Source organism: Klebsiella sp. WP4-W18-ESBL-05 (genome assembly GCF_014169075.1).
In the GTDB taxonomy this organism is placed as follows: domain Bacteria; phylum Pseudomonadota; class Gammaproteobacteria; order Enterobacterales; family Enterobacteriaceae; genus Kluyvera; species Kluyvera ascorbata_B.
Window position 1 is genome coordinate 379,027 of sequence record NZ_AP022057.1, and the last position, 14,380, is coordinate 393,406.

Here is a 14,380-nt window from a genome sequence, read left to right on the forward strand (position 1 = left end):
CTCACATTGCTTCCAGTATTACTTTAGCCAGCTTAACGCTGGCTTTTTTTTGCCTGTCGTTGCGCTATGGTGTTCAGTAAACACTTCAAAAGGACTGAACCATGACTCTACACTGTGCCTTCATTGGCTTTGGCAAAAGCACCACTCGCTACCATCTTCCCTACGTTCTGCACCGTAAAGCCGATTGGCACGTGGCGCACATCTATCGCCGTAGCCCAAAGCCGGACGAACAGGCGCCGCAGTATGCGCACATCCACTTTACCAGTGAGCTCGACGACATCCTGAACGATCCGCAGGTGAAGCTGGTGGTGGTGTGTACCCACGCCGACAGCCACTTTGAGTACGCGAAAAAAGTGCTGGAAGCGGGTAAAAATGTTCTGGTTGAAAAACCGTTCACCCCGACGCTGGCCGAAGCTAAAGAACTGTTTGCACTGGCGAAAAATAAAGGCCTGACGATTTCGCCTTACCAAAATCGCCGCTTTGATTCCTGTTTCCTGACCACGAAAAAAGTCATCGAAAGCGGCAAGCTTGGGCAGATTGTGGAAATTGAGAGCCACTTTGACAACTATCGCCCCGTAGACGCGGGTCAACCGGGGCTGCCGCAGGATGGCGTGTTTTATGGCCTTGGCGTGCATACGCTGGACCAAATCATTGCGCTGTTCGGCCGCCCGCAGCAGGTTTCTTATGACATCCGCCACCTGCGTAACAAAGCTAACCCGGATGATACCTTCGAAGCGCAGCTGTTTTATGGCGACCTGAAAGCCATCGTCAAAAGCAGCCATCTGGTGAAGCTGGCCTACCCGAAATTTATCGTCCACGGTCATAAAGGGTCATTTATCAAATACGGTATCGATCAGCAGGAAACCAGCCTGAAGGCGAATATCATGCCGGGAGAACCGGGTTTTGGCGCTGACAATAGCGTAGGCCTGCTGGAATACGTCGATGATGACGGCAATACCGTACGCGAAGAGGTCATGATTGAAACCGGCGACTACGGGCGCGTATACGATGCGCTGTATGACACCCTCGTCAACGGTCGCGAGAGCTTTGTCAGTGAATCTGATGCTCTGACGAATATAGAGATACTCGAACGCGGCTTTGCGCAGCCTTCTCCGGCTACGATAACCCTCTAACATCAGCACCGTTGGCGTCTCTAATCTTATTCATATTTTTTGACTAGAGGCGTCAATTTTCACCCACTATCATCCTGCACGATTTACGTCCAAACTGGTTTCATCGAAAACATGAGGGGGTAACAAATGATTTTCTTACGCAAAGCAAATGAACGTGGTCACGCGAATCATGGTTGGCTGGACTCCTGGCATACCTTCTCTTTTGCCGACTACTACGATCCAAATTACATGGGCTTCTCCGCGCTGCGCGTCATTAACGATGACGTGATTGACGCCGGTCAGGGCTTCGGGACCCACCCGCATAAAGACATGGAAATTCTGACCTACGTGCTGGAAGGTGCGGTAGAGCATCAGGACAGCATGGGCAACAAAGAACAGGTGCCGGCGGGTGAGTTCCAGATTATGAGTGCGGGCACCGGCGTGCGTCACTCCGAGTACAACCCGAGCGCCACCGATAAGCTGCACCTGTACCAGATCTGGATTATTCCAGAAAAAACCGGCATCACGCCGCGCTATGAACAGCGCCGCTTCGACGCTGCGCAGGGTAAACAACTGGTGCTGTCGCCGGACGCCCGTGAAGGCTCGCTGAAGGTTTATCAGGATATGGAGCTGTACCGCTGGGCGCTGGCAAAGGGTGAACAGTCGGTTCATCAGATTGCCGCCGACCGCCGCGTATGGATTCAGGTCGTGAAAGGCGAAGTGAGCATTAATGGCACCAAAGCAACCACCAGCGATGGTCTGGCTATTTGGGATGAACAGGCCATTTCGGTCCATGCCGATAGCGAAAGCGAAATTTTGCTCTTCGATCTGCCGCCAGTTTGATCAGGCTTAAATAATTAGCGCAACCTCCCCAATCTAGCGGGGAGGTTGCGTCATCTCCGTGGTAAACTTCAAAAATACTTCACATTTGTTTGCCTTTGGACGATGAAAAAGAAAAGACCCGTACTGCAGGATGTTGCCGACCGCGTGGGCGTCACCAAAATGACGGTTAGCCGTTTTTTACGTAATCCGGAGCAAGTGTCTGAAGCGTTACGCGGCAAAATTGCAGCGGCGCTGGACGATCTGGGCTACATCCCCAACCGGGCCCCCGATATTCTCTCCAATGCGACCAGTCGCGCCATCGGCGTGCTATTACCCTCATTAACAAACCAGGTTTTCGCTGAAGTGCTGCGCGGCGTGGAAAGCGTTACCGACGCCCACGGCTACCAGACGATGCTGGCTCACTACGGCTATAAGCCGGAGATGGAGCAGGAGCGTCTGGAATCCATGCTCTCCTGGAACATCGACGGTCTGATTCTCACCGAACGCACCCACACGCCCCGCACGCTCAAGATGATTGAGGTGGCCGGTATTCCGGTCGTCGAGCTGATGGACAGCCAGTCGCCATGCCTCGATATTGCCGTTGGTTTTGATAACTTTGAAGCCGCACGGCAGATGACGGCGGCGATTATCGCCCGCGGCCATCGGCACATCGCCTATTTAGGCGCGCGTCTTGATGAACGTACTATCATCAAACAAAAGGGCTACGAGCAGGCCATGCTTGACGCTGGCCTCACGCCGTACAGCGTGATGGTTGAGCAGTCGTCGTCGTACACCTCGGGCATTGAGCTGATGCGCCAGGCGCGACGTGAATTCTCGCAGCTTGACGGTATTTTCTGCACCAACGATGACCTGGCCGTCGGCGCCGCGTTTGAATGCCAGCGTCTGGGGCTGAAGATCCCGGATGACATCGCGATTGCCGGTTTCCACGGTCACGATATCGGCCAGGTGATGGAGCCGCGCCTCGCCAGCGTACTGACGCCGCGTGAGCGTATGGGGCGTATCGGGGCAGAGCGCCTGTTAGCGCGCATTCGTGGTGAAGCAGTTACGCCAAAAATGTTAGATTTAGGTTTCACTTTGTCACCGGGCGGTTCTATTTAGCCCTAACAAATTTGAACTAGATCACACATATTCACTCAGAATTCACTTCCGGCACGAATGGTTATTGCTTATCCAGTTGCCCGGCGGGACAATGTTACCGATAACAGTTACCCGTAACAATTACCCGAATCACATTGCTAGTGCCCAACAGGAGGACGCCTTGAGCACGACTAACCACGATCACCACGTCTATGTACTGATGGGCGTATCCGGCAGCGGCAAATCCGCCGTTGCGAGCGAAGTCGCGCATCGCCTGAACGCCGCATTTCTGGACGGCGATTTCCTGCACCCGCGCAGCAATATCGTCAAAATGTCCTCCGGCGAGCCGCTGAACGACGACGACCGGAAACCGTGGCTGCAGGCGCTGAACGATGCTGCCTTCGCCATGCAGCGTACCAACAAGGTTTCGCTGATTGTCTGCTCCGCGCTGAAAAAAGCGTACCGCGATATTTTGCGTGAAGGTAACCCGAACCTCTCCTTCGTTTACCTGAAAGGGGATTTCGACCTGATCGAGAGCCGCCTGAAGGCGCGTAAAGGTCACTTCTTCAAAACGCAGATGCTGGTGACGCAGTTTGAAACGCTGCAGGAACCGAGCGCTGACGAACGCGATGTGCTGGTGGTTGATATCGATCAGCCGCTGGACGGCGTTATCGACAGCACGATTGAAGTGATTAACAAAGGCCGCAACGCGTGACAACTTTATCGTTAGTGTTAACCGCAGTGGGCTCCGTTTTGCTGCTGCTGTTTTTAGTCATGAAGGCGCGTATGCACGCCTTCCTGGCTTTGATGGTGGTTTCCATTGGTGCCGGGCTTTTCTCCGGTATGCCGCTGATTAAAATCGCGCAAACCATGGAGAAAGGGATGGGCGGTACGCTGGGCTTCCTGGCTATCGTTGTTGCGCTGGGGGCGATGTTCGGCAAAGTGCTGCACGAAACCGGCGCGGTCGATCAGATTGCCGTCAAAATGCTGAAATCGTTCGGCAACAGCCGTGCGCATTATGCGATCGGTATTGCTGGCCTTATCTGCGCACTGCCGCTGTTCTTTGAAGTGGCCATCGTGCTGCTGATCAGCGTCGCCTTCTCAATGGCGCGCCACACCGGGACCAACCTGGTGAGACTGGTGATCCCGCTGTTTGCGGGCGTTGCCGCTGCTGCGGCGTTCCTGCTGCCGGGGCCTGCGCCGATGCTGCTGGCATCTCAGATGCATGCCGACTTTGGCTGGATGATTCTGATTGGCCTGTGCGCAGCCATTCCTGGGATGATTATCGCCGGGCCGCTGTGGGGCAACTTTATCAGCCGCTACGTCGAGCTGAATATTCCTGATGACATCACCGAGCCGCATCTTGGCGAAGGCAAAATGCCGTCCTTCGGCTTTAGCCTGGCGCTGATTCTGCTGCCGCTGGTTCTGGTGGGGCTGAAAACCGTCGCCGCGCGCTTTGTGCCGGTGGAGTCAGAAACCTATCAGTGGTTTGAATTTATTGGTCACCCTTTCACCGCGATTCTGATTGCCTGCCTGGTGGCGATTTATGGCCTGGCGTTCCGTCAGGGCATGGCGAAAGATAAAGTGATGGCGATTTGTGGCGCAGCGCTGCAGCCGGCGGGGATTATTCTGCTGGTGATCGGTGCGGGCGGCGTGTTCAAACAGGTGCTGGTGGATTCTGGCGTCGGTCCGGCGCTGGGCGAAGCCCTCACCGGTATGGGCCTGCCGATTGCGCTGACCTGCTTCATTCTGGCCGCTGCGGTACGTATTATTCAGGGTTCGGCAACGGTCGCCTGTCTGACGGCTGTGGGTCTGGTGATGCCGGTTATTGAACAGCTGAACTACAATGGCGCGCAGCTGGCTGCACTGTCTATCTGTATCGGCGGCGGTTCTATCGTGGTGAGCCACGTCAATGATGCGGGCTTCTGGCTGTTTGGTAAATTTACCGGCGCGACCGAAGCCCAGACGCTGAAAACCTGGACCATGATGGAAACCATCCTCGGTACGGTTGGGGCGATTATCGGTATGATCGCGTTTACGTTATTAAGTTAATGCCCCAGTTGTCGGCCTGATAAGCGCAGCGCCATCAGGCAGCTCAGCGCACATTGCCGGATGGCGGCGTAAACGCCTTATCCGGCCTACAGAGGGTATTTGGCCGGGCACTTGCCCGGCCAAATTGTTTTATCCCTTCATCCACATCCGAATGCCGTCCAGGAACATCTGGGTCGCCATCATCACCAGAATCAGCCCCATCAGGCGCTCAAGCGCGTTCACGCCTTTTTCCCCCAGCAGACGCAGGAACAGCGACGACTGCAGCAAAATCACCACCGTACCGCCCCAGGCAATCAGCAGCGCAATGACCAGGTGTGACAGGTTATTCGGATACTGATGCGACAACAGCATCAGCGTGGCCAGCAGCGTCGGCCCGGCAACCAGCGGAATCGCGAGCGGCACGATAAACGGCTCTTCGCCCGCCGGCAGCCCTGAGCTACTGCCGGTCGCGCTGGGGAAAATCATCTTAATGGCAATCAGGAATAAAATGATGCCGCCGGAGATGGAAACCGTTTCGGCGCGCAGGTTTAAAAAGGCCAGAATCTTCTCGCCCGCGAAGAGAAAAATCAGCATGAGTAGAAGTGCGATTAAAAGCTCACGAATCATGATCGCCTTGCGGCGCTTGGGTTCGGTGTGCTTTAGCACCGACATGAAAATGGGTAAATTTCCCAATGGATCCATAATCAAGATCAATAAAACGGCGGCGGAAAAGATTTCACTCATGACTCAAATTCCCTGATAATTGTTGTGGAATTTCTGCTCTTCACATCCTCTTTGTTGCGGAGTTCAACGCGGAGAGATGTGGCCCCCAGGGTAGGGGGAATAAGTTGCATTTCTGATTGCTTTGCAATCATTGATTAATTTCACTTGCGACTTTAGCTGCTTTTTGTAATGTGAAGGGATGCCCAGTGGAACTGGTACGCATTAACAGCACATATTCGCAGGAAAACACGTTATGAAAAATGTTGGTTTTATCGGCTGGCGCGGGATGGTCGGCTCTGTACTCATGCAACGCATGGTTGAAGAGCGCGACTTTGACGCCATTCGCCCGGTCTTCTTCTCCACCTCTCAGTTAGGTCAAGCTGCGCCGTCGTTCGGCGGTACCACCGGTGGTAAGCTTCAGGACGCCTACGATCTTGAAGCGCTGAAGGCGCTCGACATTATTGTCACCTGCCAGGGCGGCGATTATACCAACGAAATCTATCCGAAGCTGCGTGAAAGCGGCTGGCAGGGCTACTGGATTGACGCGGCTTCTTCGCTGCGCATGAAAGATGACGCCATCATTATTCTCGACCCGGTGAACCAGCAGGTCATCACCGACGGTCTGAACAACGGTATTAAAACCTTCGTCGGCGGCAACTGCACCGTCAGCCTGATGCTGATGTCATTAGGCGGCCTGTTTGCCAACGATCTGGTTGAGTGGGCCTCCGTGGCGACTTACCAGGCGGCGTCAGGCGGCGGCGCGCGCCATATGCGCGAACTGCTGACCCAGATGGGCCAACTGCACCACCACGTTGCCAGCGAGCTGGCCGATCCGGCCTCCGCCATCCTCGAGATCGAACGCAAAGTCACCACCCTGACCCGCAGCGGCGATCTGGCGGTTGATAACTTCGGCGTACCGCTTGCAGGCAGCCTGATCCCGTGGATCGACAAACAGCTCGACAACGGTCAGAGCCGTGAAGAGTGGAAAGGCCAGGCCGAGACCAACAAAATTCTGGCAACCTCTTCCGTCATCCCGGTTGATGGCCTCTGCGTGCGCGTCGGCGCGCTACGCTGCCACAGCCAGGCATTCACTCTGAAATTGAAAAAAGATATTTCCATTAGTTCCGTAGAGGAATTACTGGCGGCGCATAACCCGTGGGCGAAAGTCGTGCCGAACGATCGTGAAATTACGATGCGCGAACTCACCCCGGCCGCCGTTACCGGTACGTTGACCACACCGGTTGGGCGTCTGCGCAAACTGAATATGGGGCCGGAATATTTGTCAGCGTTTACCGTTGGCGACCAGCTCCTGTGGGGCGCGGCAGAGCCGCTGCGCCGTATGCTGCGCCAGCTGGCGTAAACATTTGGTTATTGATGAGGGGTGGCAAACCACCCCTTTTTTTTGCGTAATACAAGGAGTAAACGCAGTGATGTCTATTTTTCTCTCAGGAGTCAGGTAAAGCGTTGACTATGCTTTAATCAAGGTCTGTCACCTTGACTGAAGGTTGGACGGGGCTGAAAGAGGCACACAACTTCGTGCCGTGCCGTTCAGGTCACATATGTCGCCATGAAAATTGGATTAAGGCGAGACAAAACAAAGGATGATGAAGCATGTCCGATCGTGTTGATAGAGACGTGATTAATGCGCTGATTGCAGGCCATTTTGCAGACCCTTTTTCCGTTCTGGGAATGCACAAAACGGAAGCTGGATTGGAAGTTCGGGCGCTGTTGCCCGACGCGACTGATGTTTGGGTGATTGAACCGAAAACCGGCCGTAAAGTCGGCAAGCTGGAGTGCGTGGATTCACGTGGCTTCTTTAGCGGCATTCTGCCGCGCCGTAAAAATGCGTTTCGCTATCAGTTGGCCGTCGTCTGGCATGGCCAACAGAACCTTATTGACGATCCCTATAGCTTTGGCCCGTTGCTCCAGGAGATGGACGCATGGCTGCTGTCCGAAGGAACCCATTTGCGCCCGTATGAAAAGCTGGGTGCGCATGCGGATACTATGGACGGCGTCACCGGGACACGCTTTGCCGTTTGGGCGCCTAACGCTCAGCGCGTTTCCGTGGTGGGGCAGTTTAACCACTGGGACGGCCGTCGTCACCCGATGCGACTGCGCCGGGAAACGGGCATTTGGGAGCTGTTTATCCCCGGCGCGCATAACGGCCAGCTGTATAAATTCGAGATGATCGACGCTCGCGGCGCGCTGCGCATCAAGGCCGATCCGTACGCCTTCGAAGCGCAAATGCGTCCGGAAACGGCTTCGCTGATTTGCGGGCTGCCGCCAAAGGTGGAGCAGAGCGAAGCGCGGAAAAAAGCGAACCAGTTCGACGCGGCGATCTCTATCTACGAAGTGCACCTGGGCTCCTGGCGTCGTCATACCGATAACAACTACTGGCTCAGCTACCGCGAACTGGCCGAGCAACTGGTGCCCTACGCGAAATGGATGGGGTTCACCCACCTGGAGCTGCTGCCGATTAATGAACACCCTTTCGACGGTAGCTGGGGCTATCAGCCGACCGGGCTGTACGCGCCGACCCGCCGCTTCGGCACCCGCGAAGACTTCCGTTACTTTATCAACGCCGCGCACGCCGCCGGTCTGAACGTGATTCTTGACTGGGTGCCGGGCCACTTCCCGTCCGATGATTTTGCCTTAGCCGAGTTCGACGGCACCAACTTGTACGAGCACAGCGACCCGCGTGAAGGCTACCATCAGGACTGGAATACCCTGATCTACAACTACGGCCGCCGCGAGGTCAGCAATTTCCTGACCGGCAACGCGCTGTACTGGGTTGAACGTTTTGGTATTGATGCGCTTCGCGTCGACGCCGTGGCGTCCATGATTTATCGCGACTACAGTCGTAAAGAGGGTGAGTGGATCCCTAACGAGTTTGGCGGCCGTGAAAATCTTGAAGCGATTGAGTTTCTGCGCAGCACCAACCGCGTGCTGGGTGAGCAGGTGCCGGGCGCCGTCAGCATGGCGGAGGAGTCAACCGACTTTGCCGGGGTTTCGCGTCCGTCTGATATGGGCGGCCTGGGCTTCTGGTTTAAGTGGAACCTCGGCTGGATGCACGACACCCTCGACTACATGAAGCTCGACCCGGTGCACCGTCAGTATCACCACGACAAAATGACCTTCGGCATGCTGTACAACTACACGGAAAACTTCGTGTTGCCGCTGTCGCATGACGAAGTGGTCCACGGGAAAAAATCGATTCTTGACCGTATGCCAGGCGACGCGTGGCAGAAGTTTGCCAACCTGCGCGCCTATTACGGCTGGATGTTCGCCTTCCCGGGTAAAAAGCTGCTGTTTATGGGCGATGAGTTCGCTCAAGGGCGGGAATGGAACTTTGACGGCAGCCTCGACTGGCATCTGCTGGAAGGCGAGGATAACTGGCACAACGGGGTGCAGCGTCTGGTACGCGACCTCAACCATACCTATCGCCACCACAAAGCGATGCACGAGCTGGACTTCGACCCCTACGGATTTGAATGGCTGGTGGTGGACGATCATGCCCGCTCGGTGTTCGTCTTCGTGCGCCGCGATAAAGCCGGCAACGAAGTGATTGTCGCCAGCAACTTTACGCCGGTGCCGCGTCACGATTACCGCTTCGGCATCAACCAGCCCGGCCGCTGGCGCGAAGTGCTGAACACCGACTCGGCCCATTACCATGGCAGCAACGCCGGTAACGGCGGCGTGGTCCATAGCGATGAGATTGCCAGCCACGGCCGCGCGCAGTCGCTGAGTCTGACGCTGCCGCCGCTGTCGACGATTTGGCTGGTTCGGGAAGGAGATTAAGCATGGGGCCACTCGCTGTAGGCAAACCCGCGCCGTTAGGCGCGCACGCCGATGACAACGGCGTGAACTTCACGCTGTTCTCGGCGCATGCGCAGCGGGTGGAACTGTGCGTGTTTGATGCGCAGGGCAATGAGACGCGTTATGACCTTCCCGCCCGCAGCGGCGACATCTGGCACGGCTATTTGCCCGATGCGCGCCCCGGGCTGCGCTACGGCTATCGGGTCCATGGTCCGTGGGAACCGCAGCAGGGTTACCGGTTTAATCCGGCGAAGCTGCTGCTTGACCCGTGCTGTTATCGCGTTGAGGGCGACCCGGTCGACGATCCGCGCTTTCACGACGGTTACGATGCACCGGATACCCGCGACAGTGCCCCGGTGGCGCCAAAGTCGGTGGTCGTCGATCTGAGCTACGACTGGCAGGATGACGTCGCCCCGCGCACCGCGTGGGGCAAAACGGTTATCTACGAGGCGCATGTGAAAGGTCTGACCCTGCGTCATCCGGGTTTACCGGAAGCGATTCGCGGCACCTATCGTGCGCTCGGCCACCCGGTGATGATTGCCTATTTCAAGCGGCTTGGCATCACCGCGCTGGAGCTACAGCCGGTGGCGCATTTCGCTAACGAGCAGCGCCTGCTGCGTATGGGGTTAAGCAACTACTGGGGCTATAACCCGCTGGCGATGTTTGCGCTGGCGCCGCGTTACGCCAGCGCGCCCGAGCGCGCGCTGGATGAATTTCGCGATGCGGTGAAAGCGCTGCATAAGGCCGGCATCGAAGTGATTCTCGATGTGGTGCTTAACCACAGCGCCGAGCTGGATCTTCACTGTCAGACCTTCTCGCTGCGGGGGATTGATAACCGCAGCTATTATTGGTTGAGAGAAGACGGCGATTACCAAAACTGGACGGGCTGCGGCAACACGCTAAACCTCAGCCACCCGGGCGTTGTTGAGTACGCCCGCCAGTGTCTGCGCTTCTGGGTAGACGTTTGCCACGTCGATGGTTTTCGCTTTGATTTAGCCCCGGTGATTGGCCGAACGCCGGGCTATCGCCAGGATGCGCCGTTGTTTAACGCTATCCACGACGATCCCGTGCTGTCTACGGTCAAGCTGATTGCCGAACCGTGGGATATCGGCGAAGGCGGTTATCAGGTGGGGAATTTCCCGCCGGCATTTAGCGAGTGGAACGACCACTTCCGCGATGCGATGCGTCGATTCTGGCTTGAAGAGTCGTTATCGCTGGGGGATTTTGCCCAGCGTTTCGCGGCGTCGAGCGACGTCTTTGCGCATCAGGATCGTCGCCCGCGCGCGGCCGTCAATCTGGTGACTGCGCATGATGGGTTCACCCTGCGCGATTGCGTTAGCTTCAATAACAAGCATAACGACGCTAATGGTGAAGAAAATCGTGACGGAACAAGCAATAACCATAGCAATAATCATGGTATCGAAGGATTGGAAGCAAACCTTGACGTCATGGCGCGTCGGCGAACGAGCGTTCAGGCGCTGTTGACAACGCTGCTGTTATCGCAAGGAACGCCAATGTTGCTGGCCGGTGACGAACACGGTCACAGTCAGCAAGGTAATAATAATGCCTACTGCCAGGACAATTCGTTGACCTGGCTCGATTGGAAAAATGCGGATGATGCGCTGACCGACTTTACCGCCGCCTTAATTCATCTGCGCCAGCAAATTCCGGCCTTAACGGACGACCGCTGGTGGCAGGAGGGAGACGGCAACGTTCAGTGGCTCAATCAGGACGCGCAGCCGCTGTCTGCCGAGGAGTGGCAGCACGGCGCGCGACGGATGCAGATTCTGCTCTCCGATCGTTGGCTGATTACGCTTAATGCAACGCAGGACGCGGCAAACTTGCAGTTACCCGTGGGGGAATGGCGCGCTGTTCCTCCTTTCACCGGCAATGAGGAGCCGGTGGTCATGGCTGTCTGGCATGGGCCCGCGCACGGAGTTTGCGTATTTCAAAGGTCATAGTCTCTGAATTACCCGGAACCCCGCCCTCGGGCGAGGAAACCTAATAACCCGGAAGGACGAGCATCAAAAGGAGTTAATCATGGTTAGGCTAGAAAAGAACGATCCCTTAATGCTGGCTCGCCAGTTACCGATTAAATCCGTCGCGCTGATTCTGGCGGGCGGACGCGGCACGCGGCTGAAGGATCTCACCAATAAACGGGCAAAACCCGCCGTCCACTTTGGCGGTAAATTCCGCATTATCGATTTTGCGTTGTCTAACTGTCTGAACTCCGGGATCCGTCGTATCGGCGTGATTACGCAGTACCAGTCCCATACGCTGGTGCAGCATATCCAGCGCGGCTGGTCATTCTTCAGCGAAGAGATGAACGAATTTGTGGATCTGCTGCCGGCTCAGCAGCGGATGCACGGTGAAAACTGGTATCGCGGCACCGCCGATGCGGTCACGCAGAACCTCGACATTATTCGCCGCTACAAGGCGGAGTATGTGGTGATCCTCGCCGGTGACCACATCTACAAACAAGATTACTCGCGCATGCTGATCGACCACGTCGAAAAAGGCGCGCGCTGCACCGTTGCGTGCATCCCGGTGCCCATTGAAGAGGCAACGGCGTTCGGCGTGATGGCGGTCGATGCGAACGATAAGATTATCGATTTCGTGGAAAAACCGGCTAACCCGCCGGCGATGCCGAGCGACCCGAGCAAGTCTCTGGCGAGCATGGGTATCTATGTCTTTGATGCAGATTACCTTTATGAGCTGCTGGAGCAGGACGACCGCGACGAAAACTCCAGTCACGATTTCGGCAAAGATTTAATTCCAAAAATCACCAAAGCTGGCGCGGCTTATGCACATCCTTTCCCACTGTCCTGCGTGCAGTCTGACCCGGATGCCGAGCCGTACTGGCGTGACGTGGGTACCCTGGAAGCGTACTGGAAGGCGAACCTTGACCTGGCGTCGGTCACTCCAGAGCTGGATATGTATGACCAGCACTGGCCTATCCGTACTCACATGGAGTCGCTACCGCCGGCGAAGTTCGTTCAGGACCGCTCCGGCAGCCACGGTATGACCCTGAACTCGCTGGTGTCCGGCGGCTGTATTATTTCCGGCTCGGTGGTCGTGCAATCGGTGCTGTTCCCCCGCGTACGCGTGAACTCGTTCTGTAACATTGATTCGGCAGTCTTATTGCCGGACGTCTGGGTCGGGCGTTCCTCGCGTCTGCGTCGCTGCGTGATTGACCGGGCCTGCGTGATTCCGGAAGGCATGGTGATTGGTGAGGATGCGGAAGAGGATGCGCGTCGTTTCCACCGCTCAGAAGAGGGAATCGTGCTGGTTACGCGCGAGATGTTGCGGCAGTTGGGGTACAAACAGGAGCGATAATGCAGGTTTTACATGTTTGTTCTGAGATGTTCCCGTTATTAAAAACGGGCGGCCTTGCGGATGTTATCGGCGCGCTGCCGGCGGCACAGATTGCAGAAGGGACCGACGCACGCGTGCTGTTGCCTGCGTTTCCGGACATTCGCCGTGGGATTACCGATGCCAAAGTCGTTACCCGTCGCGAGACTTTTGCCGGGCGCATGACGCTGCTGTTCGGCCATTATAACGGCGTTGGCATTTACCTGATTGATGCGCCGCATCTCTACGATCGTCCAGGGAGCCCGTACCACGACACCAACATGAACGCCTATGCCGATAACGTGAAGCGTTTCGCGCTGCTGGGTTGGGTGGGCAGTGAAATGGCCAGCGGGCTGGATCCGTTCTGGCGTCCGGAGGTTGTGCATGCCCATGACTGGCATGCGGGCCTGGTACCGGCGTATCTGGCGGCCCGCGGCCGTCCGGCGAAGTCGGTATTTACGGTGCATAACCTGGCGTATCAGGGCCTGTTTTATGCCCATCATATGAGTGAAATTCAGCTGCCGGGCGAGTTTTTCAACATGCACGGGTTGGAGTTCCACGGGCAGATTTCATTCCTGAAGGCCGGGTTGTTCTACGCGGATCACATCACCGCCGTCAGCCCGACCTACGCGCGTGAGATAACCGAGCCGCAGTATGCCTACGGCATGGAAGGCCTGCTGCGTCAGCGGCATAAAGAGGGCCGTCTGTCGGGTATTCTCAATGGCGTGGATGATAACGTCTGGAGTCCGGAAAAGGACATGCTGCTGCCAGCGAGCTATTCTCGCGATACGCTAGAGAAGAAGGCGGAGAACAAACGGCAGCTGCAAATCGCCATGGGTCTGAAGGTGGACGAGAGCGCACCATTGTTTGCCGTGGTGAGCCGCCTGACCAGCCAGAAAGGGCTGGACCTGGTGCTGGAAGCTCTGCCAGGCCTGCTGGAGCAGGGCGGTCAGCTGGCGCTGCTGGGTGCAGGTGACCCGGTGCTGCAGGAAGGTTTCCTTGCCGCCGCCGCCGAGCATCCGGGGCAGGTTGGGGTACAAATTGGCTACCATGAAGCGTTTTCGCACCGCATTATCGGCGGCGCTGACGTCATCCTGGTGCCGAGCCGCTTTGAGCCGTGTGGCTTAACGCAGCTCTACGGCCTGAAGTACGGCACGCTGCCGCTGGTTCGCCGCACCGGCGGCCTGGCGGATACCGTTGCCGACAGTTCGCTGGAAAATCTGGCCGACGGTATCGCCAGCGGTTTTGTTTTTGAGGACAGCAACGCCTGGTCGCTGCTCAGAGCTATCCGCCGTGCCTTCGTATTATGGTCTCGTCCTTCGCTCTGGCGCTACGTTCAGCGCCAGGCGATGAATATGGATTTTAGCTGGCAGGTCGCTGCGCACGCTTATCGTGAGCTTTATCAACGCCTGATTTAACTACGGGGA

At 56.6% G+C, this 14,380-nt stretch carries 11 protein-coding genes; 10 read left to right on the forward strand and 1 reads right to left on the reverse strand.

The features are described 5' to 3' along the window. Positions 1-101: 101 nt before the first annotated feature. From H7R58_RS01800 to gntU, 5 genes are all read left to right on the forward strand, one after another. Positions 102-1,133 (forward strand): oxidoreductase, encoded by a 1,032-nt coding sequence (locus H7R58_RS01800; RefSeq protein ID WP_182929890.1) that lies wholly within the window; start codon positions 102-104, stop codon positions 1,131-1,133. A 126-nt stretch (positions 1,134-1,259) separates the two neighbouring features. Next, entirely contained in the window at positions 1,260-1,955 is a 696-nt protein-coding gene (locus H7R58_RS01805) for a pirin family protein (RefSeq protein WP_064541402.1), read from the forward strand. Positions 1,956-2,057: 102 nt separating this feature from the next. Further along, the gene (gntR, locus tag H7R58_RS01810; RefSeq protein WP_106925097.1) at positions 2,058-3,053 is read left to right on the forward strand and encodes a gluconate operon transcriptional repressor GntR; all 996 of its coding nucleotides are present in this window, start codon (positions 2,058-2,060) and stop codon (positions 3,051-3,053) included. 160 nt (positions 3,054-3,213) lie between these two features. Continuing rightward, entirely contained in the window at positions 3,214-3,747 is a 534-nt protein-coding gene (gene gntK / locus H7R58_RS01815) for a gluconokinase (protein WP_182929891.1), read from the forward strand. After that, on the forward strand, positions 3,744-5,084 hold the full coding sequence (gene gntU / locus H7R58_RS01820; RefSeq protein WP_106925099.1) for a gluconate transporter: 1,341 nt from the start codon (positions 3,744-3,746) through the stop codon (positions 5,082-5,084). Before gntK ends, gntU begins: the two co-directional genes overlap by 4 nt. Before the next feature lie 129 nt (positions 5,085-5,213). Here gntU and H7R58_RS01825 read toward each other — a convergent pair whose 3' ends face one another. Continuing rightward, the gene (locus H7R58_RS01825) at positions 5,214-5,807 is read right to left on the reverse strand and encodes a YhgN family NAAT transporter (protein ID WP_106925100.1); all 594 of its coding nucleotides are present in this window, start codon (positions 5,805-5,807) and stop codon (positions 5,214-5,216) included. Between the two features lie 232 nt (positions 5,808-6,039). On the opposite strand from H7R58_RS01825, the gene asd reads away from it, so the two are divergent. The 5 genes from asd (at position 6,040) to glgA (ending at position 14,371) form a co-directional block, all read left to right on the forward strand. Then, entirely contained in the window at positions 6,040-7,146 is a 1,107-nt protein-coding gene (gene asd / locus H7R58_RS01830; protein WP_106925101.1) for an aspartate-semialdehyde dehydrogenase, read from the forward strand. Between the two features lie 251 nt (positions 7,147-7,397). Continuing rightward, the gene (gene glgB / locus H7R58_RS01835; RefSeq protein ID WP_106925102.1) at positions 7,398-9,584 is read left to right on the forward strand and encodes a 1,4-alpha-glucan branching enzyme; all 2,187 of its coding nucleotides are present in this window, start codon (positions 7,398-7,400) and stop codon (positions 9,582-9,584) included. 2 nt (positions 9,585-9,586) lie between these two features. Further along, positions 9,587-11,563: a glycogen debranching protein GlgX gene (glgX, locus tag H7R58_RS01840; protein ID WP_182929892.1), complete on the forward strand. Its 1,977-nt coding sequence runs from the start codon at positions 9,587-9,589 to the stop codon at positions 11,561-11,563. Between the two features lie 79 nt (positions 11,564-11,642). Further along, positions 11,643-12,938, forward strand: coding sequence for a glucose-1-phosphate adenylyltransferase (glgC, locus tag H7R58_RS01845; RefSeq protein WP_106925104.1), 1,296 nt, complete (start codon positions 11,643-11,645; stop codon positions 12,936-12,938). Next, on the forward strand, positions 12,938-14,371 hold the full coding sequence (glgA, locus tag H7R58_RS01850; RefSeq protein WP_106925105.1) for a glycogen synthase GlgA: 1,434 nt from the start codon (positions 12,938-12,940) through the stop codon (positions 14,369-14,371). Before glgC ends, glgA begins: the two co-directional genes overlap by 1 nt. Positions 14,372-14,380 lie beyond the last annotated feature (9 nt).

Coding starts and splice junctions, on each gene's coding strand:
- glgB (WP_106925102.1), top strand. CDS start 7,398: ATGTCCGATCGTGTTGATAGAGACGTGATTAATGCGCTGATTGCAGGC.
- H7R58_RS01825 (WP_106925100.1), bottom strand. CDS start 5,807: ATGAGTGAAATCTTTTCCGCCGCCGTTTTATTGATCTTGATTATGGAT.
- glgC (WP_106925104.1), top strand. CDS start 11,643: ATGGTTAGGCTAGAAAAGAACGATCCCTTAATGCTGGCTCGCCAGTTA.
- gntR (WP_106925097.1), top strand. CDS start 2,058: ATGAAAAAGAAAAGACCCGTACTGCAGGATGTTGCCGACCGCGTGGGC.
- asd (WP_106925101.1), top strand. CDS start 6,040: ATGAAAAATGTTGGTTTTATCGGCTGGCGCGGGATGGTCGGCTCTGTA.
- H7R58_RS01805 (WP_064541402.1), top strand. CDS start 1,260: ATGATTTTCTTACGCAAAGCAAATGAACGTGGTCACGCGAATCATGGT.
- glgA (WP_106925105.1), top strand. CDS start 12,938: ATGCAGGTTTTACATGTTTGTTCTGAGATGTTCCCGTTATTAAAAACG.
- H7R58_RS01800 (WP_182929890.1), top strand. CDS start 102: ATGACTCTACACTGTGCCTTCATTGGCTTTGGCAAAAGCACCACTCGC.
- glgX (WP_182929892.1), top strand. CDS start 9,587: ATGGGGCCACTCGCTGTAGGCAAACCCGCGCCGTTAGGCGCGCACGCC.